Below are 26,226 nucleotides of genomic sequence, written 5' to 3' on the forward strand. Positions count from 1 at the left end.
GTTTTATCGTGCACCGGACGCGCCTATATTAAAGCTTATGGACATGCCCGCCTATCTCACCGGCCAGCTTCTGCTGGCGTTCCCCGGTATCGGGGATCCGCGCTTCGAGCATGCGGTGATCGCGATGTGCGCGCATGACGAAGCAGGTGCGCTGGGTATCGGCGTGGGGATGGTCGCCGAGGGTATCGGTTTCCACGAACTCCTCCGTCAGTTCGATATCGATCCGGGCGTTGCACCCGATTGTCCGATCCATCTTGGTGGTCCCGTCGAGCCGCAGCGCGGTTTCGTGCTCCACAGCCTCGACTGGGGAGGGCAGGACAGTATCCAGGTCGCCGATCGCTGGGGGCTGTCGGGGACGATCGACGTGTTGCGGGCAATCGCCGAAGGCAAGGGCCCCTCGCAATGGGTCGCCGCGCTTGGCTATGCGGGATGGGCGCCCGGCCAGCTCGAGGACGAACTCACGCGCCACGGCTGGTTCGTGACCCCGGGCACCACGCGGCTGCTTTTTGAGGTCCCGCCGGCGCGGCGCTGGGAACAGGCCTATGCCGATGCAGGGGTCGACAGCAGCCTGCTCGCACCCATGGCCGGACAGGCCTGACTTACCGTTCATTAACCATGTTGATTTACCTCATTGCAGGCGAGCCGTGACAGGTTCGTAATCCGACCTGCGCACGCAATGCCGCGAAAATGCGTCGGGTCGCAGAACGCATGGGGGACGGCATGGTACGGAAGACCCTTCGATCGTTTTGTTTCGGGTTAACAATGATTGCCCTCGCGGCGCCGCTGCACGCGCAGGCGGCCGCATGCTGGAGCGACAACGCCGTCGCTGCGGCCAAGGTACGCGATCTGGAGACGATGCTCATGGTCTCCGCGCTGCGCTGCCGGCTGAAGGGGCAGGACTTTTTGCCGCAATATAATGCCTTTGTTCGCGGCAGCCGTCCCGCGCTTGTCGACGTCAACGACCGGCTGCGTCGACATTTCACGGGCGCAGTGGGCGCGTCGGGGGCACTCAACGCCTATGATCGCTATGTGACCGCGATCGCAAACAGCTATGGGGCTGGCGTTGAAGGCCTCGACTGCACGGACATGGAATCGATCCTCGGCGCCGCCCGGGCCGCGGGCCATTCGATCATGACGCTGGAGGCGCTCGCTGAGCGCGCCCAGTCCAATCCGGTGCTGCCAGGCGGGCGCTGCAACCTTGTGATCGCGCGGGCGCCCTGAACATATAAAGAGATCTTTATATTTGCTTTCGGAGGCGGCTGAGGGTATTTGGCCCGCAATCGGCCGCCTCGCTTCATTGTCCGGCGGCCGCCATCGAACCAGCCGTCAGGAGACATTTTGTGGCCACCGCACCCGTTGCCGACATCAACGACTACGTCATTCGCGACATCGCGCTCGCCGATTTCGGCCGCAAGGAAATCGATATCGCCGAGACCGAAATGCCCGGCCTGATGGCGCTGCGCAGCGAATATGGTGCGGCGCAGCCGCTTAAAGGTGCCCGCATCACGGGTTCGCTCCACATGACGATCCAGACCGCCGTGCTGATCGAGACGCTGACCGCGCTGGGCGCCGACGTCCGCTGGGCGACCTGCAACATCTTCTCGACGCAGGATCACGCCGCCGCCGCCATAGCGGCGTCCGGCGTCCCCGTGTTCGCGGTCAAGGGCGAGAGCCTTGCCGAATATTGGGACTATGTCGGCTCGATCTTCGATTGGGGCGATGAGACCTGCAACATGATCCTCGACGATGGCGGCGACGCGACGATGTTTGCGCTCTGGGGCGCCAAGCTCGAAGCCGGCCAGACGATGCCCGAGCCCGAGAACGACGAAGAGGTCGAGATGCAGCGGGCGCTCAAGGCGTTCATCGCCCGCAAGCCCGGCTACCTCACCGAGACCGTCAAGAACATCAAGGGCGTTTCGGAAGAAACCACGACCGGCGTTCACCGCCTGTACGCGATCGCCAAGAAGGGCGAGCTGCCTTTCCCCGCGATCAACGTGAATGACAGCGTGACCAAGTCGAAGTTCGACAATCTCTATGGCTGCAAGGAATCGCTCGTCGACGCGATCCGTCGCGGCACCGACGTCATGCTCGCGGGCAAGGTCGCCTGCGTCGCGGGCTTCGGCGATGTCGGCAAGGGCTCGGCGCAGTCGCTGCGCAATGGCGGCGCGCGCGTGCTCGTCACCGAGGTCGATCCCATCTGCGCGCTCCAGGCCGCCATGGAAGGCTTCGAGGTCGTGACGATGGAAGAGGCCGTAACGCGCGCCGACATCTTCTGCACCGCCACGGGCAATGCCGACGTCATCACCGCCGACCATATGAAGGCGATGAAGAACATGGCGATCGTCTGCAATATCGGCCACTTCGACAGCGAGATCCAGATCTCTGCGCTGTCCAACTACAAGTGGACCGAAGTGAAGCCGCAGGTCGACCTCGTCGAGTTTCCCGACGGCAAGCAGATCATCATCCTGTCCAAGGGCCGCCTCGTGAACCTGGGCAATGCCACGGGCCATCCGAGCTTCGTGATGTCGTCGAGCTTCACCAACCAGGTGCTCGCGCAGATCGAGCTGTGGGGCAATTCGGCGGCCTATCAGAACGATGTCTATGTCCTGCCCAAGCACCTCGACGAGAAGGTCGCGATGCTGCACCTCGAAAAGCTGGGCGTGAAGCTGACCAAGCTGACGAAGAAGCAGGCCGACTATATCGGCGTGCCGGTCGAAGGCCCGTTCAAGCCCGATCACTACCGCTACTGATCGCATCGCTCGCAGCGAAGCTCAAAGGGGCTCCCGGCAATCGCCGGGGGCCCTTTTTCTTTGCGTGCGCGATCACGTCAAAAAAAAGGCCGGGAACAGGTCCCGGCCTTCGAGTTCGATTGCTGACGTCTGTCAGAACTTGGCGGTCGCACCTGCGTAGAAGAAGCGGCCGATATTGCTATAGATGCCGCTGCCCGCACCGATGCCCGTCTGGCCAAGTGGTGGCACCCGGTTGGTGACATTGTCGACGCCGATGTAGAAGTTGAACTTCTCGTTCACGTCGATGGCAGCGCGGATGTCGTGATAGACAACCGAGGGGTAGAAGGCGCGATCGGCCCAGTCGGCATTCTGCGGCGGACGGCCCTGCTTCGAGAAGAAATCCTCATACTGCGCGCCATTGAGGATCATCTTTCCGATGTAGCGCATCTGATAACCGAGCGTCCAGGGACCGGTCTTCAGGTTCAGGTTCCAGTTAAAGGCATCCTCGGGATCGCCCAATTCCATCAAAAGCTGGTTGGCGCGGTTCGGATCGTCCGGGAACAGATACTGGTCATTCTGGAACACATGAGTCCAGATCACGCGCGTGCTCAGGTCACCGACGCCTTCGATATTGCGCTGGTAGCTCGCCTGAACGTCGATGCCGCGCACCTTGAGCTTGGCGTAGTTCAGCAGGACCTGTTGCAGCGTGCCTTCCAGGATGCGCCCCTGAATTTCGCCGCGAGGTCCGCCACCCGCGCCTGCGCGCTGGAACAGGCTGCAGAACTGATTGTCGAGCGTGGGTGCATCATAGCAGGCATTGACGATCTGCTGCGCCGAGGGGGCGGTGATGACGTCGTCGACCTGGATGTCGTAATAGTCCGCCGAGATGACCAGCCCCGGGATGAAGCTGGGTTCGAAAACTGCGCCGAACACCAGCGAGTCGGACGTTTCTTCCTTGAGGTCCTCGTTGCCGCCTGAACGGAACTCCAGCGTCTGCTGATACTGGAAGTTGAAGTTCGCGGGCACGCCGGCTGCGCGGCAGTTCGCCTGGCGGGTCGACGAACCCGTGCCGATATAGTCGAGCGAGCAGGGATCGTTGATGAACCCGAAGTTCTGGCCGAGCGGTGCATAGAGTTCGGTCAGGTTGGGCGCGCGCACGGCGCGGGCATAATTGGCCCTGAAGCGGATGTCGCGGACAGGCGACCATTCGATGCCGGCGTTATAGGAATAGACGGTTCCGGTAGAACCCTTGTAGTCCGCGACACGACCCGCGGCGTTGAGCGTCAGTTCCTGGAAGAACGGAACATCTTTCAGCACCGGGACGCGGAGTTCGCCGAACAGCTCCTTCACTTCAAAAGATGGCGGGTCAAACTCGGGCAGAGCGTTGTAGAAGGTGATGCCCGCCTGAACCATCGGATCGACCGACTGGTAGTTGGTTTCTTTGCGATATTCGAAGCCAGCGGCGAAGCCGACAGGGCCACCGGGCAGTTCAAAGAGCTGGCTCGAATCGCCTGCAACGGATCCGCCCACCACGAACTGCGTGATCTTGCCCTTGGACACCGTATCCTGGACGACATAGTCGCGTGCCGCCTGAGTGACATTGCCGCTGCCGAAAAGATTGATCGGGACACACTGCGCCACATCATTTGCCAGCTGGGCCTGCGCATATGCGGTGTTGGCCGCCTGCTCGTAGATCTGGCGCGCGGTCGGGTCGATCGTCGCGCGGCACACTATGTTGCCGTTCGCGGGATTGCGCACCGCATCGATCGCCATGAGGAAGCGCTGGACGTTGAGGTTACCGAGAATCGTGGTGTCCTCGTTGAACTCACCGTAGTTCAACGCAAGCTCATAGGACCAGTCTTCGTTGAACGTCCCACGGGCGCCCGTCACGATACGATAGGTTTCGCGCGTCGCCGCTTCCTGACGCACGCCGATGTCGGTGATATTCTTGTTCAGGTAGAAGCCGTACTGGTCCGCATCGGGAATTCCGTCGGGCGTGTCATTGCCGGTCGCATCATAGAAGTCGCCATAGGCCGCGCGGATCACACCACGTGCCTGATTGGTGAGGAACGGGTTGTCGGTGTAGAAGATCTCGCGCGGAGAGCTGAATGTCCCGCCGCGTCCCATGAAGGCCGGGCCGCTGGCGCTGCCGAGCGAGTCGGAACGAACATATTTGGCCTCGATGAAGGGAATGAAAGCGTCACTCACCTCAAAATGGCCGATGAGGTTCACGCTGTACCGGTCGAACTTGGGGTAAAGGCCCATTTCCTGACCGCTGCGGAAATTGTCGCCATTGCCGCCGATGAAGCTGCCGCTGGCCGTGTTGCCCACGCGCCGGCCGGTTTGCCGAACAAGGCTGCCATCCGCCTGAAAGATGTATGGCGTATAATAGGGCCCGGTGTTGAAGTCCTCGATCGTGCCGCCGTTCGAATAGACCGCGCTGCGAATATCCTCGAAATACACGCGATCCGGATTGCCGTCGCTGCCATTTACCGCGCTCGCGGGATCGCTGTCGACCGTGACATAGCCGTTCTGGTTGCGCAGATTGGGGCGTCCGGGGGCGTACCAGTCCTCATTGTGCGCATATTCGAAGTTGACCGCGATATTGCCGCGATCGTCTGCGAAGTTGGTGCCAGCGACGGCGCTGAGGAAATAGGCGCCCGCATCACCATATTTGCTGATGCCGCCCTGGCCGCGCAGCTGCACGCCCTCGAAATCGTCCTTCAGGATGAAATTGACGACGCCGGCAATGGCGTCCGAACCATAGACGGCCGAGCTCCCGCCCGTGACGATGTCGACACGTTCGATCAGGTCGGTCGGGATCTGGTTTGTGTCGACCGATGCCGCATTGTTCAGAATGTCGGCGGAAACGTGTCTGCGGCCGTTCTGCAGCACAAGCGTCCGCTGGGTGCCGAGGCCGCGCAGGTCGAGCAGGTTGAGGCCCGCAGTGCCGAGGTTGCGCGTCGAGTTCGACTGGCTGATGGTGGAGCGTAGCTGGGGAAGCTCGTTGAGCACGTCGCCGATCGACGTCTGGCCGGTCTCGAAGAATTCCTCGCCCTGGACGGTGGTCACCGGCACGGCTTCCTCGAAACCCGTGCGCGCGATGCGCGATCCGGTGACGACGATGGCATCGTCCGCCGCGCTTTCCGCTTCGGGCTCGGGGCCGGCAGCGGGCGCAGCGTCCTGGGCATGGGCCATGGAGCTGAATGCAAGGACTCCGGCAAGAATTGCCGCGGATCGAATAGAAGTGCCACGTAGAAAATGTGACTTACGCATGGTCGCATCCCATCAACTGAACTTTGGATGAACGACCCTTGGGCGAGGCGTGACTTGAATCAACAAATACAGCTGCACGCTATTGTGCAATTTATACTGTTTGTTGCGCCTTTGTTGCAGGCGCGCAACAGTTCGGCCTGCTCTGCCGCGGATATTCGACCAACGGCGCTTTTCCTCAGGCAAACAACCTCATAGAAGCTCCGCAGGTGCTGCGCGGCCAGGCTGGCCATGCGACGGGAGGAGACAGAAAACCGTGAAAAACAACGCGATCGTTACGCTGACGCTGCTGCTTTCGCTGGCGGGTGTCGGGCCTGCGGGCCATGCCCGGGCGACAGCGCCGACCGCGGCGGAAAAGAGCGAAGACGCGCCGAAATGGGATGTGAATGCCCCTCCCGGCGCCACCATTCGCCAGGTGCCGATCGATGCCACCGAGGGCACCTGGATGAACCTCGACATCAGCCCCGATGGCCGGACGATCGCTTTCGACTTGCTCGGCGACATCTACACCATGCCCATCGCGGGCGGAACGCCGACGCGAATTGCAGAGGGGCTGGCCTATGAAGTGCATCCGCGTTTTTCGCCCGATGGCAGGCGCATCGCGTTCACTTCGGATCGCGGGGGCGGCGACAATATCTGGCTGATGAACGCGGACGGGTCGGACAAGCGCCAGCTCACCAAAGAGGATTTCCGCCTGCTCAACCAGCCGAGCTGGAGTCCCGATGGGCGCTTCATCGTCGCCAAAAAGCATTTCACCACCGGGCGCTCGCTCGGCACCGGCGAGGTCTGGGCCTATCATGTGTCGGGCGGCAGCGGGGTCGCGCTCGTCAAGAAGCCGAACGAGGCGCACCAGAAGGAACTGGGCGAACCGATCTACGCGCCCGACGGCAAGCACGTCTATTATGTCCGCAACACGACGTCCGGCCCGATCTTCCAATATGCGCAGGACTCGAACACGCAGCTCTTCGCGATCGAACGCTACGACATGGAGACGGGTGAGATCGAGACGATCGCTGCCGGACCCGGTGGCGCGGTTCGCCCCGCGCCTTCGCCCGATGGCAGGAAGCTCGCCTTCGTCCGGCGCGAGCGCGCCAAATCGAAGCTCTACGTCAAGGATCTCGTGACGGGCGAGGAGCGCAAGATTCATGACGCGCTCGATCAGGACGTGCAGGAAACCTGGGCGGTCCACGGCGTCTATCCCAACATGGCATGGACCCCGGATTCGGCCAGTCTGGTCTTCTGGGCGGGGGGCAAGATCAACCGCATCGACCTGGCCTCGGGCCAGGTGCGCGATATTCCGTTCCGCGTTGCCGACAGCCGCGGCGTGATCGATCCGCCGCGCCCGCCCGTCGAGATCGCTCCCGACAGCTTCCAGACGAAGATGCCGCGCCATGCCGCGGTTTCGCCCGACGGCCGCCAGGTCGTTTTCGAAACGCTCGGCAAGCTCTGGATCAAGGACATGGCGACCGGCATTCCGCGCCGGCTGACGAAGAACGATGCGGAACGCGAAGCCTATCCGTCATGGTCGCGCGACGGCAAGACGATCGCCTATGTCGGCTGGACCGACGCAGGGCTTGGCCAGATCCGCACGATTGCACGATCGGGCGGAAGCGCGCGCACAGTCACGACGCGCCCGGGGCATTATGCGCGCCCGCGTTTCTCGCCCGACGGGCGGACGATCGTGTTCGAGGTCCGCGACGGTGGCGGGCTGGTCTCGCCGCTCTATCCGCTCGACGCGGGCGTGTACCGCGTGGCGACTGCGGGCGGGGCTCCGGTGCGCGTCGCCAAGGGGCTTTCCGGGCCTCATTTCGGCGCAGGGAATGACCGCATCTTCATGGTCGAAAGCGGTGAAAACAAGCGCATGCTCGTCAGCACCGATCTCAATGGCGAGGCGAAGCGCGTGCACGCCTCGGGCGAGCTCGTGACGGGATATGACGTTTCACCCGACGGCCAGTATTTCGCATTCCGCGAGAATTACGAGGCGTTCGTCACCCCGTTGCTGCCCGGCACACAGGAGGTCGGCGCTGGTGCCAAGGGCGGCGCGCTTCCGGTAACGCGCGTCAGCGCGGACGGCGCCGATTTCATCCACTGGAGCAACAACGGGGCGCAGCTTCACTGGAGCCTCGGGCCGACGCTCTACACCGCGCGCAGCGATGCCATGTTCACCGCAGCGCCACCTGCCGGCGACGCCAAACCGCCCAAGTTCGAGCCGCCCCGGACGGGCGTTTCGCTCTCCATGACGGTCGCGGCGGACAGGCCGCAGGGCATAATCGCGCTCACGGGTGCGCGCCTCGTCACGATGCGCGATGCCGCGGGCGGGATCGTCGAGGATGGCGTGATCGTCATCGAGCGCGACCGCATCGTCGCGGTCGGCCCGAGGGCCGAGGTGCGCATTCCAGCGGGTGCGAAGACCGTCGACGTCGCGGGCAAGACGATCATGCCGGGGCTTGTCGACGCGCACGCGCATGGCCCTTACGGGCTTGATGATTTCACGCCCGAACAGAACTGGGCGACGATGGTCAATCTCGCGCTGGGCGTCACCACCACGCACGATCCGTCGAGCAGCGCGGCGACCGTCTTTCCCGCAGCCGAAATGCAGCGCGCCGGCAAGCTTCTCGCGCCGCGGACCTTTTCCACGGGCGAGATCGTCTATGGCGCCAAGGCGGCGGACGTCTATGCCCAGATCGACAGTCTCGACGATGCGCGCGCACATATCCGGCGGCTCAAGGCGCAGGGAGCGCACAGCGTCAAGAACTATAACCAGCCGCGCCGCGAGCAGCGCCAGCAGGTGGTGGCGGCCGCGCGCGAGGCGAACATGCGCTCCGTGGCCGAGGGCGGATCGCTCTTCGGCATGGACATGTCGATCATCGCCGACGGCAACACGACGCTCGAGCACAATATCCCGCAGGCCGTGCTCTACAAGGACGTGATCGACTTCTTCGCGGGCACCAAAGTTGGCTACACGCCCACGCTCGTCGTCACCTATGGCGGGCCAGCTGGCGACCCCTATTGGCGGCAGGCGACCGATGTCTGGAAACACCCGCTGCTGCAGCGCCACGAGCCGCCCGAAGTGCTCGCGGCCGCCAATGCGCGCCGGACCAAGGCGCCCGAGGAGGATTATGTCGACGACGACAATGCACGCGAGGCGAAAAAGCTCGCGGATCGCGGCGTTCCGGTATCGATCGGTGCGCATGGCCAGGAACCCGGCATCGCGGCGCACTGGGAGCTCTGGTCCTTCGTCCGCGGCGGGATGAGCCCGGTCGAGGCGCTTCGCGCGGGGACGATCGTCTCGGCGCAGTCGCTGGGCTATGATCGCGACATCGGGTCGATCGAGGTTGGCAAGCTCGCCGACCTCGTTGTGCTGGACGCCGATCCGACGCAGGACATCCGCAATTCGGACAAGGTGGCGAAGGTCATGCTCGGCGGCCGCCTCTACGACGCGGCCACGCTCAACGAAGAGGTTACGGGCACGTTCCGGCGCAAACCCTATTATTGGGAGTGATTTTCGGGTGCCCCGGTCATGGCCGGGGCACTTGGTGTTTCCAAATCGGCGAAACAGATTCTAATGACATCGATGATGTTTACGCCTGACCTGGACCGCCGCAATTGATTGACGATTCGCCGTTCGTTTCGATCGCGATCGGTGTTACGCTTGCGCTGTGGCTCGGGCTCGCGGCGTGGGCGCTCTATACCGGGCTTCGCATGCGCGGCCGCGCGGCGCGGGCCGAGCGTGAGACCGACCGTCTCGGCGAATTGCTGGACTCCGCGCCCGCGCTTTCGATGATCGTCCGATCGGATGGCCGGATCGAAGCTTCGGACCGGCTTGGCGACTGGCTTGGACTCGCGCGTGTTCCCAATTTTCTTGCCGACCTGACCGCCGATGATGTCGGATTGTCGGAGGAGGATTCGACCGCGCTCGTTCGCGACGTCGCCGCCGCGCAAAAATCGGGCAAGAGCTTCACGCGCGCGGCGCGGGCGCAAGGCTCGTCGCGCACCTTGCTCATCCGTGGCGCAGTCGCCAGTCCGGGTCTTGCCGAACCGGGCAGCGTCATACTCTGGTTCTTCGATGCGACCGAAAGCCAGACCGAGATCGGCCGCCTCGGGACCGAGGTGACGCGGCTTGCGCGCGCCTTCGAGGCGCTTGCCGGGCTGATCGAGGCGTCTCCCTTTCCGATGTGGCACCGCGGTTCCGATCTTCGCCTGACGCTCGTCAACAGCGCCTATGTGAAGGCGGTGGAAGGCACGGATGCTGCGGACGTGATCGAGCGCGGGCTCGAGCTCGTCGAATCGAGCGGCGGGCGCACGCCCTTTGCGATGGCTGCGGCCGCGCGCGAGGCCAATCAGGTGATGACGCGCACCGTTCCCGCGACGATTGCGGGCGAACGGCGCATGATGCGCGTCGTCGATGTACCGATCGGCGATGCGGGCGTCGCGGGCTTTGCGATCGACATCGAGGAGACCGAACAGGTCCGCAGCGCGTTCCGCCGCTTCGCCGCCGCGCAACGCAACATGCTCGACCGGCTTTCGGCGGGCGTGGCGCAGTTCGGGCCCGATCGCGCGCTGGCCTTCAGCAACCAGCCCTTCCAGCGCATCTTCGCGATGAAGCCCGAATGGCTCGCTGACCGTCCCGAGTTCGACCGCGTGCTCGAGCGCATGCGCGAGGCGGACCGTATTCCTGAAAGCCGCGACTTTCCGGGCTGGAAGGCCGAACGGCGCGGCTGGTTTACCTCGATCGAGGGCGCGGTCGAGGAAAGCTGGCTGCTCCCGGGCGGCACGCATCTGCGCGTCGTCGCACAACCCTTGCCCGACGGCGGCCTGCTGCTGATCTTCGAGGACCGCACCGAGCAGGTACAGCTCGAAAGCGCGCGCGACACGCTGCTGCGCGTGCGTACTGCCACCTTCAACAACCTGTTCGAGGCGATCGGCGTGTTCGCCGCGGACGGCCGGCTCAACATGTGGAACGATCGTTTCCGCGAAATCTGGGGTTTCGAGGAATCCTTCCTGTCGACGCACCCGCGCGTCGATATGCTGGCCAATGCCGCCGCCGAACAGCTTGCCAACCCTGCGCGCGCCAAACTCATCCGCGAGCTTGTCCGCGTTGCCACCGTGGACCGGCGTCAACGCGGCGGGCGCGTGGCGCTCAAGGACGGGCGGCATTTCGAATTCGCCGCCGTCCCGATGCCCGACGGCAATGCGCTCTTCACCATGCTCGACATTTCCGACAGCCGCCGCATCGAGCAGGCGCTCAGGGATCGCAACGAGGCGCTTGAGGAGGCCGACCGGGTCAAGACCGCTTTCGTCGCCAATATGAGCTACGAGCTGCGCACGCCGCTCACATCGATCGGCGGTTTCGCCGAGATGATGAAGGAAGGCTATGCCGGCGATCTGAGCGATCAGGCGACGGACTATGTCGGCGCCATCCTCTCCTCGGTCGAGCGTCTCGGCGTGCTGATCGACGGTGTGCTCGATCTGACGCAGAGCGACGCGGGCGGCTTTCCCATGGATATGGCGCCGGTTGATCTGAGCGCGTTGGCGACCGAAGTCGCCAAAGGCCATGAGGCCGTGATCGGGGCGAAGTCGCTCGATTTCGCACTTGAGCTTGATCCAAGCCTCGGGGAGATCACCGGGGATGCCAGGCGGCTTGGCCAGGCAATCGGCAACATGCTCAAGAACGCGGTCGCGCTAACGCCCGAGGGGGGTCGCATTCTTCTTCATGGCAGCGGCGACGGGGCGGCCGCGCGAATCGTCGTATCCGACAATGGCCAGGGCATTGCCGAGAAGGAGCAGGCGCGCATCTTCGACCGCTTCAGCCGCGCCGCCGAGCGCAGCCCCGATGGTGATGATGCCTTCGGTCTCGGTCTCCCGCTCGCACGCCAATATGCCGAGGCGCACGGCGGGACGCTCACGCTGTATTCGGTGCACGGCGAGGGAACCGTACTTACGCTGGAGCTGCCGCGGTGATCCTTGAGGGCGAAGCAGCGACACTGGCGCTGGGCGCATCGCTCGCAAAGGTCGTGCGCACAGGCGATGTGATTGCGCTTTCCGGAGACCTGGGAACCGGCAAGACGACGCTCGCGCGGGGGCTGCTCGCGGCGCTCGGACTCGAGGAGGAGGCGCCTAGTCCGAGTTTTGCGATCGTCCAGCCCTATGCGCCGCCCGAAGTGCGCATCCCCGTGGCGCATGTCGACCTGTACCGCATTGACGATCCGGAGGACGCGCTGGAACTCGGGCTCGACGACATGCTCGAAGACAGCCTGTTGCTGATCGAATGGCCCGAACGTCTGGGCGATGCGCTTTGGCCCGATGCGTTGCGGCTCACCTTCGAGCGGACGGGGGACGGCGCACGCGTCTTGACAGCCACGGTGCCGTCGTCATGGGAAGGGCGATGGCCACCGACATGATTCCACCCGCCGCTGCCCCCGCCTTTCTCGCCGCGCATGGCTGGGAAGGCGCCCAGATCCTGCCGCTTGCAGGGGACGCATCCTTCCGCCGCTATTTTCGCGTGGTCGAGCCCGGCCGTCAGGCGGTGCTGATGGACGCGCCGCCGCCGCATGAGGATCCGCGCCCTTTCATCCACATCGCGGAGCATCTGATCGAGCTTGGCTTCGCAGCCCCGCGGATCCTGGCGACCGATCTCGACAACGGGTTCGTGCTGCTCGAGGATTTCGGCGATGCGCGGATGCGCGAGGTGGTCGACGCCGCGCCCGAAAGCGAACGGCGCATCTATGCCGACGCGGTCACGCTCCTCGCGCTGCTTCATCGTCACGATGCGGCCGACATCGCGCCCTATGACCGCGCGCAATATCTGCGCGAGGCCAATTTGCTCGTCGAATGGTATTGCCCGGCCGTCGGTCTCGACGTCGACGCGGCGGGTTATGAGGCCGCATGGGACGAGGCGATGGCCGGTCTCTATGCGGCAGATGCGCGCAGCGTCACGGTTCTGCGCGACTATCATGCCGAAAACATCATGCTGATCGACGGGCGCGAGGGCGTTGACGGGCTGGGCCTGCTCGACTTCCAGGATGCGCTGGCGGGACATCCGTCCTATGATCTGGTCTCGCTGCTCCAGGATGCGCGCCGCGACGTCTCACCCGCGCTCGAAGCCGAGATGCTGGCGCATTATCACGCGCAGGTGGGCCCCGACGCCGATTTCGACACGGCTTATGCGCTGCTCGGCGCGCAGCGCAACGCCAAGATCGTCGGGATCTTCACGCGCCTCTGGAAACGCGACGGCAAGCCCCGTTACCTGTCCTATCTGCCGCGCGTGTGGGAATATCTCGAACGCGATCTCAGGCATCCCGCGCTCGCGCCGGTTGCGCGCTGGTTCGACGCCAATGTTCCTGCGGACAAGCGCGCGCCCGCATGGAAGACGATGGCCGACGCATGAGCAAGCTCAGAAAACCGCTTTCGATCCGCCCCGTTCCGGGCGGGCCGCGGATCGGGACCGCGATGGTCATGGCAGCCGGGCTCGGCAAGCGCATGCGGCCATTGACGGCGACGCGCCCAAAGCCGCTCGTCGAGGTCGCGGGGAAGGCACTGCTCGACCATACGCTCGACCGGCTGCGCGCGGCTGGGATCGAGCGCGCCGTTGTCAATGTTCACTACCTCGCTGATGCGCTCGAAGCGCATCTGAAGAGCAAGGTGAAAGATCTTGAAATCATTGTGTCGGACGAGCGCGACCTGCTGCTCGAAACCGGCGGCGGACTGGTCAAGGCACAGGCGCTGATCCCCGACGATCCCTTTCTGTGCGTCAACAGCGACAATCTCTGGATTGACGGCCCCAGCGACGCGATCCGGCTGCTTGCCGCGCGGTGGGACAGCGCGCAGATGGATGCGCTGCTGCTTCTCGTCCCTCAGGCGCGCGCCAATTGCCATAGCGGTCCGGGGGATTTCCACCTCGACGCGCTGGGCCGCGTGAGCCGCCGCAAGCGCGGACGCGTCGCGCCCTTCGTCTACACCGGTGTCCAGCTGCTTTCGCACCGCCTGCTGCGCGATGCGCCCGCGGGCCCGTTCTCGACCAACCTTCTCTGGAACCGCGCAATCGAGGAGGGGCGCTGCTTCGGCCTCGTTCACCACGGACTGTGGTTCGACGTGGGAACGCCGCAGGCGGTGAAGAAGACCGAGGCGCTTCTCGCTTATGGGTGATCGGGGCGCGCCCTCGGTCTTCACCATTCCGCCGCACCGGGCCTTTGCCGACGCGCTTGCCGAAGGGCTGGTGGCGAGCTGGGGCAAGGATCCGATGGCGCTCGCGCGCGGCATCATACTCGTACCCAATAATCGCGCCGCTGGCGCGATCACCAATGCCTTTGTCCGTCGTGCCGAGGGTGGTCTGCTGCTTCCGCGGCTGATCGCGATCGGCGATCCCGAGCTCGACGAAAGGCTCGGCAGTGCGCTCGATCCGATCGGTAGCGGCGAACCGATACCGCCCGCCATCGATCCGATGCGGCGCCGCCTGATGCTGGCGCGGCTGGTGCAGGCGGAACGTGCGCGCGCGGGCGAGCCCGTCGATGCCGCCGAAGCAGTGCGCCTAGCCGCCGAACTCGCGCGCACGCTCGATCAGCTGCTTGTGGAATGTGTCGATCCAAGGCGCCTGAAGACACTGGAAGTCGCCGCCGAACTCTCCGAACACTGGCAGAAATCGCTGTCTCTGTTGTCGATCATTCTCGATCGCTGGCCCGAGGAACTGGCCCGGATAGGGCGGATCGACATGGCCGAACGCCGCAACCGTCTGCTCGAACGCGTAGCGCGACGCTGGCGCGAAGCGGCGCCGGCGGGCTTTGTCGTCGCTGCGGGCATCACCACCAGCGCGCCCATGGTCGCGCGCGTGCTGCGCACGGTGTCGCGGATGGAAAACGGCACGGTCGTGCTCCCCGCGCTCGACGACGAAATGCCGCAGGATGAGTGGGACGCGCTCGGCCCGTTCGAACGCGATGCCGTCACCGGCTTTCGCAAGCCCGCGATCGAGACGCACCCCCAGTTTCATCTGAAGCTTCTGCTCGATCGCATGGATGTCGCGCGTGGCGAGGTGCGTCGCTGGCGCTGGGGCGGTGGGCACGACGCAAGCGCGACACGCAGCCGCGCGATTTCCAATGCCATGAAACCCGCGGTCTTCACGGGGCGCTGGAGCGATCCCGATCTCGATACGCGATTGACGGGAATCCGCGCGCTCGAAGTCGCCACCCCCGCCGAAGAGGCGCAGGCGATCGCGATCGCGTTGCGCGAGGCACTCGAAACGCCCGCGCGCACGGCCGCGCTTGTGACCCCCGACCGCGCACTCGCAACGCGCGTGTCGGCACATCTGAGGCGCTGGGGTATCGAGGCCGACGATTCTGCGGGCCGGCCGCTCTCGGGCGAACCCGCGGGCACTCTGCTACTGGCGCTCGCCGAGGCCGTCGCCGAAGATTTCGCCCCGATCGCGTTGCTCGCATTGCTGAAACATCCGCTTGTTCAGGCGGGTGAGGGACGGCTGGCCTGGCTCGACAAGGTTCGCCTGCTCGATCTGGCGCTTCGCGGGCCACGCCCGCCAGCAGGCCTTGAGGGCATCAGCCATTATCTGGCGGGGGGCAATGAGCGGGAGCGGAGGATCCGCGCGCGCGCCGAACCGGGCTGGCGGGAAATCCGCGCGCTGCTCGATCCTTTTGCTGTGGCGACCGCCAATGCGCGGTCATTGGCCGCGCTGCTGGCGGCGCTTCGCGATGCCGCCACCGCATTTGCGGGCGATGCCGCATGGTCGGGTGCCGCAGGGCGGGCTGCTGCCGAACTGGTTGCCGATCTGGAGGCGCACGCCGTCGACGGTCCGGTCGATGCACGACCCGAAATTCTGGGGCCGCTGCTCAAGGGGCTGATGGACGAAGTCGCGGTGCGCCCCCCGCAGGGCGGGCATCCGCGCATTTCGATCTGGGGCCTGCTCGAGGCGCGGCTGCAACAGTCCGATCTTGTCATCCTCGCCGGCCTCAACGAGGGAAGCTGGCCCGCGCTGCCCGCGCAGGATCCCTGGCTGGCACCGCGCGTCCGCTCCGAACTCGGCCTTGCGAGCCTCGAACGCCGTATCGGCCTGTCCGCGCACGATTTTGCGAGTGCGCTTGGCGCGCCGCAGGTGGTCGTGACGCGCGCCCGGCGCGACGCGCGCGCTCCCGCGATCGCATCGCGCTTCTGGCTGCGGATGGAGGCGATGGACCCGGGCTTCCGCGCCGAACGAAATGTCCCGGGCTTTGGAGCATGGGCGGCCGAAATCGACCGGCCCGCGGGTTTTGCACCCGCCGAGCAGCCCCGACCCGCACCGCCCGTCGCTGACCGGCCCAAGGCGCTCAGCGTCACTCAGGTCGACCGGCTGAAGGCCGATCCCTACGCATTTTATGCGCTCAAGATGCTCGGCCTGCGCGCGCTCGACCCGATCGACGCGGAAGCCAGCGCGGCGTGGCGGGGCACCGCGATCCACGACGTGCTCGAACGCTGGGCCACCGAAGACTGGCGTGCCGATCGGCTGCTGCCGCTTGCCCGCGAATTCTTCGCGCGGCCCGAAGTCCATCCGCTGCAGCGCGCCTTCTGGCAGCCGCGCGTGGAAGAGGCGCTCAAATGGATCGCCGAGCAGATCGGGGAGGACAGGGCGGCTGGCCGTACACCCTGGAAGGCCGAAATTTCGGGCAGCGCGGTAATCGCCGGGGTCGAGCTTGACGGTCGCGTCGACCGGATCGACCGGATCGATGGCGGCGGCATTGCGATCATCGACTACAAGACGGGCAAGGCGCCCTCCGATGTCGCTGTGCGCGAGGGTTTTGCGATGCAGCTTGGTCTGCTGGGCCTTATTGCCGAGCGCGGCGGGTTCGAAGGCGTCGGCGGCGTTGCCCAAGCCTTCGAATATTGGTCGCTTGCCAAGGCCAATGGTCGCTTCGGCAGCCGGCGCTCGCCCGTCGATGCGGAAGGGAAGGCCGGGAAGATCGAGGCCGCGCGCTTTACCGGTCATGCCGAGGCCCTGTTCCGCGCGGCCGCCGAACTCTGGCTGACCGGGAGCGCGCCCTTCACCGCGAAGCTCCACCCGGAATATGCGCCCTATGCCGATTACGACCAGTTGATGCGGCTCGACGAATGGTACGGGCGCGGGGAGGTCGGCGATGAGTAGCCAGCACCGCCCGATCACCCTTCAGGGCAATCAGAAGGCCGCGTCGGAGCCGCGCGAGAGCGTATGGCTTTCCGCCTCCGCGGGAACGGGCAAGACGCAGGTGCTCACCGCGCGCGTCCTTCGCCTGCTGCTCAACGGTGCCGATCCGGCGGGGATACTCTGCCTCACCTTCACCAAGGCGGGTGCGGCCGAGATGGCCGATCGCATCCACGCCAAGCTCGCGTCATGGGTGCGGATGAAGGGCACCGATCTCGCGCTCGAACTGCGCGCACTGGGCGAGGCGGCGACGCCCGAGAGCATCGAGGCGGCGCGCCAGCTCTTCGCGCGCGTGCTCGATGCGAGCGGCGCGGGGCTGCGCATCCAGACGATCCACAGCTTCTGTCAGGCGCTGCTCGCGGGGTTCCCGCTCGAAGCGGGGCTGGTGCCGGGATTCCGTGCGCTCGAAGGGCGTGAGGAATCGGCGCTCCAGCGGCAGGTGATGGCCGACATGCTCGTCGCCGCCGAGGCCAATGGCGATGAAGTGCTGATCGCAGCGCTCCAGGCGCTGAGCCTCAGGCTCGGCGAGGGCGGGGCTGAGGCTTTCCTAGCCAATTGCGCACGCGCTCCACAGGCGATGGAGGCGCTGGGGGAGGACGTCGGCGCGGTCGTGCGCCGGGCGCTCGACGTGCCCGAAGGCAATATCGAGGCAGCGATCGCTGATGCCTGCCGCGATGACCGTTTCGACATCGAATGTCTGCGCCGGATCGCGGCGGCGAACGCCGCCTGGGGCACCAAGACCGGTCTCGAATCCGCCGATCTCATTGCCGCGTGGCGCGCCGCATCCAGCACAGGCCGCGCCGAGATGTTGCCCGATCTGCTTTCCCTCGTGGTCACGCAAAAGGGGGATCTGAAAGCGATCCGACAAAAGCTGCTCGATGCCGAGCCCGGCTATGCGGGTTACGCGCAACGGCTTGCCGACAGCGTGCAGGCGCTGATCGGGCTGTGCAGTCGCGCGGAGCTTGCCGACCTGTTCGCGCAGGGACTGGAGGCCGGACGCACCTATGCCCGCGCCTATGCCGAGGCCAAGCGCTTTGCGGGCGTCGTGGACTTCGATGACCTCATCCGCAGCACCGTCACGCTGCTCGGCCAGTCGCGCATGGCGGAATGGATCCGCTTCAAGCTCGATCAGGCGACCGACCATATCCTCGTCGACGAGGCACAGGACACCAATGCCAGCCAATGGGCGATCATCCGGAAGCTGGCCGAGGATTTCTTCGCCGAAGAATTGCCCATGGACGACCGTGCGCCTGCGCCTGTGCGCACGATCTTCTCGGTTGGTGATTTCAAGCAGGCGATCTTCGGCTTTCAGGGTACCGACCCGATCAACTTTCGCGCAGCCCAACTGCATTTCGAGCGACAGGCGGCGGAGGCGGAGCGCCGCCTGCACGATCTCTCGCTGACCGAGTCCTTCCGGTCGACCGCACCGATCCTCGAGTTCGTGGATACCGTTGTGGAGGAACTCGGTGACGGCGCGCTCAGCCGGATGATCGACCTCGAACCCCATCGCAGCGCGGTGGCGGGCCCCGGCATTGTCACGCTGTGGAGCCCCGTTTCGGCGGAGGCAGATGGCAGCGACGACATCGAGGGCGAGGAAAGCTGGCTGGGCGATTCGACGCGGCGTTTCGCGACGCGGCTCGCAAAGCAGATCAGGCGCTGGCTCGATGCGCCGACCTGGATCAACAATCGGGGCAAGCCCAGGCGGCTCGAGCCGCAGGACATCTTGATCCTCGTGCGTCGCCGCAGCGAGCTTGCCTCGCTGATCGTGGCACGACTCCACGCCGAAAAGGTGCCCGTGGCTGGTGTCGACCGTCTGCGGCTCAATGCGCCGCTCGCGGTGCGCGACCTGCTCGCCGCCATATGCTTCGTCCTCCAGCCCGAGGATGACCTCAACCTCGCGGCACTACTGGTTTCGCCCCTGATCGGCTGGAGTCAGGATGACCTCTATGCGGCCGCTTATGGTCGCAAGGGCGGCTTGTGGCGGCACCTTCGGGGTACACAGGATGCCGCGCGCCTGGCCTCGCTCCATGCGATGCTGGCGAAGGCGGACCTGTCCTCGCCCTATCGCTTTCTGGAGGATCTGCTTTCGGGCCCGCTCGACGGCCGCCGCAAGCTGCTCGGGCGGCTGGGCGAGGAAGCGCGCGATCCGATCGAGGAACTGCTCAACGCCGCGCTCCAGTTCGAAAATGACGCGACGCCGACGCTCCAGGCCTTTCTCGATCGCTTCGAGCGCGAGACCGAAGACATCAAGCGCGATCCCTCCGCGCCGCTCGATGCGGTGCGCGTGATGACGGCACATGGCGCCAAGGGGCTTCAGGCGCCGCTGGTGATCCTTGCCGATGCCACGGTCGATCCCGAGCGCGCGGGCGGCGGATACAGCAAGCTCGAATGGCCGATCGGCGAGGAAGGCGAGCCCGTTCCCGTCTTCCGGCCGCGTGCGGCAGAGACCGTGGGCAGTCTGAAGGAAGCCGCTGACGCGGCGAAGCAGCGCGATATGGAGGAGCATTGGCGGCTGCTCTATGTGGCGTTGACGCGCGCCGAGGAATGGCTGGTCGTCGGTGGAGCCCTGGGGCCGCTGGCGAAGGGGCGGGCGCCCGACAAGAGCTGGCATGCCGCGGTGCATACCGCCTTTCAGCGGCTTGAAATCGAAGCCGACGCCGATCCCGACTGGGGCGGCGCATGGCATTATCGCGGGCGGACGCCGACGGTGCCGATCGCCGCCACGGACGAAGCGCTGTCGCGGGAGCGCGAAACGGCCGTGTTGCCCGAATGGCTGCACGCGGCCGCACCGGTCGAAGCGCGTCCGCCGCGTCCGCTCGCGCCCTCGTCGCTCGGTCCCGACAATGTGCCCGATCCGCCACCGGGGCCCGAGATGCGGAGGGCCGCAGAACGCGGGCGGAGGCTGCACGCATTGTTCGAACGGTTGCCCGACGTTGCATCGGCCGAAAGACGCGATGCCGCGCTGCGCTGGCTCGAACATGGCGCGGGCCTTGCCGATCCCGCCGAGCGTTCGGCGATCGCCGATGCCGCGCTCGCGATCATCGACGATCCTGCGCATGCCGCGCTGTTCGGACCCGAGGCACTGGCCGAGGCGCCGATCGCGGCGGTGGTCGACGGCGATGTCGTGGCAGGGACCGTCGACCGGCTGCTCGTCGGCGACTGCGTGGTGCGCGTCGTCGACTTCAAGACGGGGAGGCGCGTGCCGCCATCCGCCGAGCGCGTGCCCGAGCATCATCTGCGCCAGATGGCGGCCTATGCCGAGGCGCTCAAGGTCATCTTTCCGGGGCGTCGCGTCGAGGCGCAATTGCTGTACTCGTCGGGGCCGACACTGATTGACCTGCCCGACGCGCTGCTGGCCCGTCACAAGCCCGGCTTGAATGCCAAGGAGTAATGCTTGGGCGAAAGCGGTTGAGAGAGACGCCCGGCCTGCCTAGATATCGTGCCAACCCAAAGGAGATTTGGCCATGGCCACCAAGCAGATCAGTGACGCGAGCTTTCATCAGGACGTGATTTCGGCCGAAGGGCCGGTTCTCGTCGATTTCTGGGCCGAATGGTGCGGCCCCTGCAAGATGATCGGCCCGTCGCTCGAGGAAATCGCAGAGGAGCTTGGAGAGAAGGTCACCATCGCCAAGCTCAACATCGAGGAGAATCCCGATGCGCCCGCGAAATATGGCGTGCGCAGCATCCCCACGATGATCCTCTTCAAGAACGGCGCGCCCGCGGCGACCAAGGTCGGTGCCGCGCCCAAGGGGCAGCTCAAGGGCTGGCTCGAAGGCGAGCTCTGATTCGATCCGGACTCAAGGGGGTGCCGACAACGGCCGGCATCCCTTGAGCGGATGATCAGCGTGCGTCGATTGCGCGCGCGAGCTTGATGAAATCCTCGACCGTCAGCGTTTCCGCCCGCCGCGTCGGGTCTATTCCCACCATTTCCATCGCTTCCGCACCGCCGGCAACACCTTTGAGGCTTTGTCGAAGCATCTTGCGTCGCTGGCCGAACGCTGCGGCGGTCAGGCGCTCGACCGTGCCGATCGCAACGCCCTCGGGCGCATCGCCGGGTTCGATATGCACCACCGCGGACATCACCTTGGGGGGCGGCGTGAAAGCCGAGCGATGCACGTTCATCGCCAGCCGCGCGGTCGACCGCCACTGGCTGAGCACCGCCAGCCGACCATAGGCCGAGGTGTCGGGCCGCGCGACGACGCGTTCGGCGACTTCCTTCTGGAACATCAGCGTCAGTGATTTCCACCAGGGGCGCCATTCGGCCGTGGCCAGCCAGCGAACGAGCAGCGCTGTGCCCACATTATACGGCAGATTGGCGACGACATGCGCGCCGGGCACTTCCCGCGCCTCATCTATCCTGAGAGCATCGTCCTCTATCACTCTCAAATATCCGGGTTTCCATGTGTCGAGCTCGGCGAGCGCCGGTATGCAGCGGCGGTCACGCTCGACCGCGACGACATGGGCACCCGCGCGCAGCAAGGCGCGCGTCAGCCCGCCGGGGCCGGGGCCGACCTCATAGGCGGTCTCGCCGGCAAGCTCGCCCGGGATGCGCGCGATACGGTCGAGCAGCTGTTCGTCGAGCAGAAAGTTCTGGCCAAGTGCTTTGCTCGCGGCAAGGCCATGGCGCGCGATGACCTCGCGCAGCGGCGGGAGCGCGCTCACAGGGTGCAGGTGGCGCGGAAGGCGGCGGCGGTGGCGGCCATCCGGATCGCCGCGATCATCGCGCCCGGCTCTGCGACGCCCGTTCCTGCAATGCCGAAGGCGGTGCCATGGTCGGGCGAGGTGCGTACGAAGGGCAATCCCAGCGTCATGTTGACGCCTTCGTCGAAATGCAGCGTCTTGAGCGGGATCAGCGCCTGATCGTGATACATGCACATCGCGACGTCGTAATTGGCGCGCGCGCGCGGATGAAACATCGTGTCGGCGGCGAGCGGGCCGACCACGTCGATACCGCGTTCGCGCAGGATCTCGATGGCGGGCATCAGAATGTCGATCTCTTCGGTGCCGAGCGCGCCGTTTTCGCCGGCGTGCGGATTGAACCCCGCAAAGGCGAGCCGTGGCGACTTGATGCCGAAATTGCGCGTGATGCCCTTTGCCGTGACGAGGCTCTTGGAGACGATCATCTCGATCGACAGTGATGCCGACACATCCTTCAGCGGCATGTGCGTGGTCAGCGGAACGACCCTCAGGCTCGGGCCTGCGAGCAGCATGATGGCGTTTTCGCGCGCGATACCGCAGCGTTCCGCAACGAACTCGGTCTGTCCGGGATGGCGAAAGCCGACTTCATAGAGCTGCGACTTGGATACGGGACCCGTCACCAGAGCCCCGGCCGCGCCCGATCGCGCGATCCCGGCCGCCATTTCGAGCGAATCGAGCGAGCAGCGCGCGCCTTCGGCATCGGGCTGGCCCGGAATGATCGGGCCGCCGTCTTCGAGCTGGATCAGCGGCAGGCCGCGCGCAAAAGCCTCGGGCGCTTCGGCCGGGTCGGAGATGCGCGTGACGGGGCCGTTCCAGACCGCGGTGATCGAACGCCGGTCGCCGACCGCGAAAAACGGCGCTAACCCGTGCTCGGCGCGCAGCTCCCAGGCCTTTGCAGTAATCTCCGGACCGATTCCCGCAGGGTCCCCGAGCGATACGGCAATCGGGTTCACGCGCGGTTCTCCCTGTTATTGATAATCGACCACCGCATCGCGCCGCAGGTCGCGCAGATAGCGCTGCGCGCGCCGGTTGATCCGCTCATCCTCCAGCTGCGCCATGATCCGGTCGAACGAAGGGCCGTTCGCCGACTCGGGATCGTCACGACCGCACAGGACGAGCACGCGCACGCCGTCCTCGAGCGAACCGAAGGGCTGGGTCGTCTGGCCAACCTGAAGGTTGAGCAGGATTTCCTGAAGCTGGGGTGGCAGGTCGCGCACGCGAACCTGATCATTGTCGACCACCTCCGCGCCGAGCGTATCTGCGATCGGTTTGGCCGAACCGCAGCCCGTGATCTTCTTGGTTTCCTCGGCAAACTTCGCGACCTGCGGCCCCGCCTGCGCCTGTGTCATGCCCTTGGGGAAGGTAATCGCAAGCTGCTTGAGGCTGAGCACGGCGTCACGCGGATCGGCCGTGAGAACCTGGCGCTCGTCGACCAGAACAAGGATCGAAACACCGCCGGGAACCGGGATCGGCCCGGCGACCTGGCCGACACGCATGTTTTGCGCGGCCTCGGCAAGCGCCTCGGGCAGCTGCGCCGTACGGATCCAGCCCAGATCGCCGCCGACGGCAGCCGTCGAGGCTTCCGAGAACTGGCGCGCATAGGCCTGGAACGAGCCGCCCTGCTGAAGCTGCTGCAGGATGCGCTGTCCGTTCTGCATCGTTTCCTGCATCGTCTCGGGCGTACCGGAAAGGAAGATCTCGCCGAGGCGATATTCCTTGGCACCCTTGGAGGCGTTGAGGCGATCGATGATCGATTGCACCTCTTCCTGGCCGACATTGACGAACGGCGTGATCTTGCGACCAAGCACGCGCTGCCATGCCAGTTCGCCTTCGATCTGACGCTTGATCGAGCGCGCCGACGATCCCTGGTCGCGCAGATAGATGTCCATCTGCTGCGGGGTGCGTTTGAAGTTCTGCGCCACCGCGGCATAGCGCTGGTTGACCTCTTCGGGCTTGACCTCCACCTCGGCCGCCTTCGCTTCCTGGATCTGCAGCGTCTCGTCGATCAGGTTGCGCAGCACCTGCAGGCGCAGCCGCTCGCGCTCCTCGGCGCTGACGCGGCCCTGGTTGGCGAGCAGGACCAGCGCGAGGCGATGCTCGACGTCGGTCGAGGTGATGATTTCCCCGTTCACGATCGCCGTCGCCTTGTAGACGTTGGGATCGCTCTTGCCGAACACCGTCAGGTTCTTGGGCACGTCCAGCTTGGTGGCGGGAACGTCCGCGGCTTCCTCGCCGGTCTGCTGCGCTACTGCGGCGCCGGCGATCAACGCCCCCGCCAGAAACAGGCCGGCACGCATTTTTCTGCCGGAAATTCGTGCCATCATCCTGTGGCTCACTCCAATATCTGATCTTGCGCCGTATATGCTACGCCGCGACTGAACGAAGGCTTACAGGCCCAGTTGCTTGAATGCTACCCGGAACAGATAGGTGTTCCCGCGCTTGACTTCACGCGTGGTCTCATAGTCGCGCCGCCAGGTGATGCCCAGCTCGAGACATTCGTCCTCATAGGCCAGTCCCAGCCGGTGGCGGACGGGCTCATAACCATCGGACATAGAGAGCGGATCCTCGGGCCGGTTGGTAAGGTCGATCGTCGCCGAGCCGAACACCGACCAGTAGCGCGCAAATGCCACGCGCCCGCCAAGCCTGATCTCCTCGCGGTCGCGCAGGTCCTCGAGGTCGTCGATGTCGCGGTTCAGCCGCAAATAGCCGACCATGGCATAGGTCTTGTCGGTACCCACGATCGCGTCGATCTCGTTGCGGCGAACCGCAAGGCTGTCCTTGTCGAACCGGAAGCGGTGGGTGAAGCTGACGAAGCGTTCGAACTTCACGGTCGTGCGGCCGACGATGTCCGATGTCCTGTTGGTCAGGCCGGTGCCGTCGGGGAACAGGCTGGGCTTGGCGGTCAGGCGATAGCTTTGCCCGACATTGGTGCTGATGCTGAGCCCGGGGCGTTCCAGCGCCCATTCGACGCCATAGGTGATCCGCGTGCCGTCTTCATAACGGTCATAGCCCGGAAACCGGTTGAGCGCGAAAAGGTTGCTGTCTTCCAGCTCGACCGAGCGTGCATCCTCGTTGGGGACGTCGAGATTGCCCGTCACCGGAGAAGCTGCGATCTGGACGCGCGGGGTCAGGCGCTGCGTGCCGCCGAAGATCTCGCCCACAAAGGGCCAGCGGACGTCGATCGCGAAGGAGGCGATCGAGCGGAAGTTCCAGCCGGGATCGCCGCGATAGGCCGGGGTAAGCGTGCTCAGCGTCTCGTCGGTGTGATAGGCATCGCTGCGCGCATAGGCGGTGAAGGTCACGTCCTGCCCCCATGGGGTCAGCTTGCGCAGATCCCAGCGCACGCCGGCAAAGGCGCGCTGCGTATCCTGCCCCTCGGTGCGTGTCAGGGCCAGCGTGTTTCCCTGTACTTCGATGGTGCCCCCGAGCAGCGGTTCGCGCGTGCGCTGGCGATAATCGAGGACGGGCAGCGCGATCGGTTGTCGGCCCTGTATCTCGTCCTGGCGCAGCGTCTGCACCGCCCAGCCGGCGATCGAGAGATAGCTGTCGCTGTCGATTCGCTCGACATTGAGCACCGAGCGCAGCCGATCATCGCGCGAAATGTCATAGCGGCGCAGGAACGTGTCGTCGCTGGTCAGCCGCAACGATCCCGTGACGCTCCAGTACGGGTCGAACTGCAGCCGTCCGCTCGCGTCGAGATAACCGCGAAATTGCTCGTCGCCCGACACCGTTTCGCCGAGCAGTGGCTGGCGGCGGCCATAGGTTCCGTAACCCGTGATCTGGAATGCGCCAAGATCGGTCAGGGCGCGGAACTGGCCCTGCAGCAGCGGAAGCGCATCGGTGAAGATATGCGGGGTGATCGTGACGTCGCGATCGGGCGCGAGACGGAAATAATAGGGGACCGCGACCTCGAATCCGTTTTCGCTGTCATAGCGGACAATGGGGACGAGCAGCCCGGAACCGGCCACATCGCTGGTCGGGTGCGCCAGCCCCGGCAGCGGGATCAGCGGAAGGCCGAACAGCTCCATCCGGGCGCCGGTGTAGCGCACCCGCTTTTTTGCCGCGTCATAGACGACGCGCGTGGCGGTGATCTTCCAGCTCGGCGCCTTGGGACACCCATTGTCGTCGACCACGCGGCACGGCGAATAGGCCGCACGCTCCAGGGTGAAGACGTCGCCGCTGCGCGCGCCCCTGGCGGCGGCCATGCGGCCGCCTTCCTCGAGTACGACGAGAAGATCCTGCACGACGCCATCGCGCAGCGTGTCGGTGAGCTGCACCGAATCGCCATAGGCGGTGTCGCCGCCCGGATTGACGACGGCAACATTGCCCTCGGCGCGGACCTCGCCGGTCTTGCGATACCAGGTCACCTTG

At 65.4% G+C, this 26,226-nt stretch carries 16 protein-coding genes; 11 read left to right on the forward strand and 5 right to left on the reverse strand.

The genetic code is table 11. From position 1 onward, the window contains the following. Positions 1-37: 37 nt before the first annotated feature. The 3 genes from MKI88_RS10655 to ahcY all read left to right on the forward strand — a co-directional run bounded on the left by MKI88_RS10655 (position 38) and on the right by ahcY (position 2,750). A complete protein-coding gene (locus MKI88_RS10655; RefSeq protein WP_241631360.1) occupies positions 38-598 on the forward strand; it encodes a YqgE/AlgH family protein in 561 nt (186 codons plus the stop codon). A 164-nt stretch (positions 599-762) separates the two neighbouring features. Further along, the gene (locus tag MKI88_RS10660) at positions 763-1,221 is read left to right on the forward strand and encodes a hypothetical protein (protein WP_241631361.1); all 459 of its coding nucleotides are present in this window, start codon (positions 763-765) and stop codon (positions 1,219-1,221) included. A gap of 119 nt (positions 1,222-1,340) precedes the next feature. Further along, a complete protein-coding gene (ahcY, locus tag MKI88_RS10665) occupies positions 1,341-2,750 on the forward strand; it encodes an adenosylhomocysteinase (protein ID WP_241631362.1) in 1,410 nt (469 codons plus the stop codon). Positions 2,751-2,882: 132 nt separating this feature from the next. Here the strand turns inward: ahcY and MKI88_RS10670 are convergent, their stop codons facing one another. Beyond that, positions 2,883-5,927, reverse strand: coding sequence for a TonB-dependent receptor domain-containing protein (locus MKI88_RS10670; RefSeq protein ID WP_241631363.1), 3,045 nt, complete (start codon positions 5,925-5,927; stop codon positions 2,883-2,885). A gap of 373 nt (positions 5,928-6,300) precedes the next feature. Between MKI88_RS10670 and MKI88_RS10675 the strand changes: the two genes are divergently transcribed. From MKI88_RS10675 to trxA, 8 genes are all read left to right on the forward strand, one after another. Continuing rightward, on the forward strand, positions 6,301-9,504 hold the full coding sequence (locus MKI88_RS10675) for an amidohydrolase family protein (RefSeq protein ID WP_407073340.1): 3,204 nt from the start codon (positions 6,301-6,303) through the stop codon (positions 9,502-9,504). A gap of 200 nt (positions 9,505-9,704) precedes the next feature. Continuing rightward, a complete protein-coding gene (locus MKI88_RS10680) occupies positions 9,705-11,963 on the forward strand; it encodes a PAS-domain containing protein (protein WP_407073341.1) in 2,259 nt (752 codons plus the stop codon). Further along, positions 11,960-12,403: a tRNA (adenosine(37)-N6)-threonylcarbamoyltransferase complex ATPase subunit type 1 TsaE gene (gene tsaE, locus MKI88_RS10685; RefSeq protein WP_241631364.1), complete on the forward strand. Its 444-nt coding sequence runs from the start codon at positions 11,960-11,962 to the stop codon at positions 12,401-12,403. The genes MKI88_RS10680 and tsaE overlap by 4 nt, the downstream gene beginning before the upstream one ends. Beyond that, positions 12,400-13,389 carry an aminoglycoside phosphotransferase family protein gene (locus MKI88_RS10690; RefSeq protein ID WP_241631376.1) on the forward strand — a complete coding sequence of 330 codons (990 nt, stop codon included), beginning with the start codon at positions 12,400-12,402 and terminating at the stop codon, positions 13,387-13,389. The genes tsaE and MKI88_RS10690 overlap by 4 nt, the downstream gene beginning before the upstream one ends. Beyond that, positions 13,386-14,147 carry a nucleotidyltransferase family protein gene (locus MKI88_RS10695; RefSeq protein ID WP_241631365.1) on the forward strand — a complete coding sequence of 254 codons (762 nt, stop codon included), beginning with the start codon at positions 13,386-13,388 and terminating at the stop codon, positions 14,145-14,147. The genes MKI88_RS10690 and MKI88_RS10695 overlap by 4 nt, the downstream gene beginning before the upstream one ends. After that, on the forward strand, positions 14,140-17,121 hold the full coding sequence (addB, locus tag MKI88_RS10700) for a double-strand break repair protein AddB (RefSeq protein ID WP_241631366.1): 2,982 nt from the start codon (positions 14,140-14,142) through the stop codon (positions 17,119-17,121). Before MKI88_RS10695 ends, addB begins: the two co-directional genes overlap by 8 nt. Further along, a complete protein-coding gene (gene addA, locus MKI88_RS10705) occupies positions 17,114-20,548 on the forward strand; it encodes a double-strand break repair helicase AddA (protein WP_241631367.1) in 3,435 nt (1,144 codons plus the stop codon). The genes addB and addA overlap by 8 nt, the downstream gene beginning before the upstream one ends. Positions 20,549-20,621: 73 nt before the next feature. Continuing rightward, complete coding sequence (gene trxA / locus MKI88_RS10710; protein WP_241631368.1) at positions 20,622-20,942, forward strand: thioredoxin TrxA; 321 nt, start codon at positions 20,622-20,624, stop codon at positions 20,940-20,942. A gap of 55 nt (positions 20,943-20,997) precedes the next feature. Here trxA and rsmA read toward each other — a convergent pair whose 3' ends face one another. The 4 genes from rsmA to MKI88_RS10730 all read right to left on the reverse strand — a co-directional run. Further along, entirely contained in the window at positions 20,998-21,819 is an 822-nt protein-coding gene (gene rsmA, locus MKI88_RS10715; protein ID WP_407073339.1) for a 16S rRNA (adenine(1518)-N(6)/adenine(1519)-N(6))-dimethyltransferase RsmA, read from the reverse strand. Beyond that, positions 21,816-22,808, reverse strand: coding sequence for a 4-hydroxythreonine-4-phosphate dehydrogenase PdxA (gene pdxA / locus MKI88_RS10720; RefSeq protein WP_241631369.1), 993 nt, complete (start codon positions 22,806-22,808; stop codon positions 21,816-21,818). Before pdxA ends, rsmA begins: the two co-directional genes overlap by 4 nt. A gap of 15 nt (positions 22,809-22,823) precedes the next feature. After that, positions 22,824-24,152 (reverse strand): peptidylprolyl isomerase, encoded by a 1,329-nt coding sequence (locus MKI88_RS10725; RefSeq protein WP_241631370.1) that lies wholly within the window; start codon positions 24,150-24,152, stop codon positions 22,824-22,826. Between the two features lie 90 nt (positions 24,153-24,242). After that, on the reverse strand, positions 24,243-26,226 hold a 1,984-nt coding region (locus MKI88_RS10730; RefSeq protein ID WP_241631371.1), incomplete at its 5' end, for an LPS-assembly protein LptD.

Origin of the sequence: Sphingomonas sp. LaA6.9 (assembly GCF_022601895.1) — a bacterium.
GTDB lineage: Bacteria > Pseudomonadota > Alphaproteobacteria > Sphingomonadales > Sphingomonadaceae > Sphingobium_A.

Excerpts from the sequence above, each read along its gene's own strand:
- MKI88_RS10655 (WP_241631360.1), top strand. The coding sequence starts at position 38 with ATGGACATGCCCGCCTATCTCACCGGCCAGCTTCTGCTGGCGTTCCCC.
- MKI88_RS10660 (WP_241631361.1), top strand. The coding sequence starts at position 763 with ATGATTGCCCTCGCGGCGCCGCTGCACGCGCAGGCGGCCGCATGCTGG.
- MKI88_RS10670 (WP_241631363.1), bottom strand. The coding sequence starts at position 5,927 with ATGGCCCATGCCCAGGACGCTGCGCCCGCTGCCGGCCCCGAGCCCGAA.
- MKI88_RS10680 (WP_407073341.1), top strand. The coding sequence starts at position 9,705 with ATGCGCGGCCGCGCGGCGCGGGCCGAGCGTGAGACCGACCGTCTCGGC.
- MKI88_RS10690 (WP_241631376.1), top strand. The coding sequence starts at position 12,400 with ATGATTCCACCCGCCGCTGCCCCCGCCTTTCTCGCCGCGCATGGCTGG.
- MKI88_RS10695 (WP_241631365.1), top strand. The coding sequence starts at position 13,386 with ATGAGCAAGCTCAGAAAACCGCTTTCGATCCGCCCCGTTCCGGGCGGG.
- addB (WP_241631366.1), top strand. The coding sequence starts at position 14,140 with ATGGGTGATCGGGGCGCGCCCTCGGTCTTCACCATTCCGCCGCACCGG.
- addA (WP_241631367.1), top strand. The coding sequence starts at position 17,114 with ATGAGTAGCCAGCACCGCCCGATCACCCTTCAGGGCAATCAGAAGGCC.
- trxA (WP_241631368.1), top strand. The coding sequence starts at position 20,622 with ATGGCCACCAAGCAGATCAGTGACGCGAGCTTTCATCAGGACGTGATT.
- MKI88_RS10725 (WP_241631370.1), bottom strand. The coding sequence starts at position 24,152 with ATGCGTGCCGGCCTGTTTCTGGCGGGGGCGTTGATCGCCGGCGCCGCA.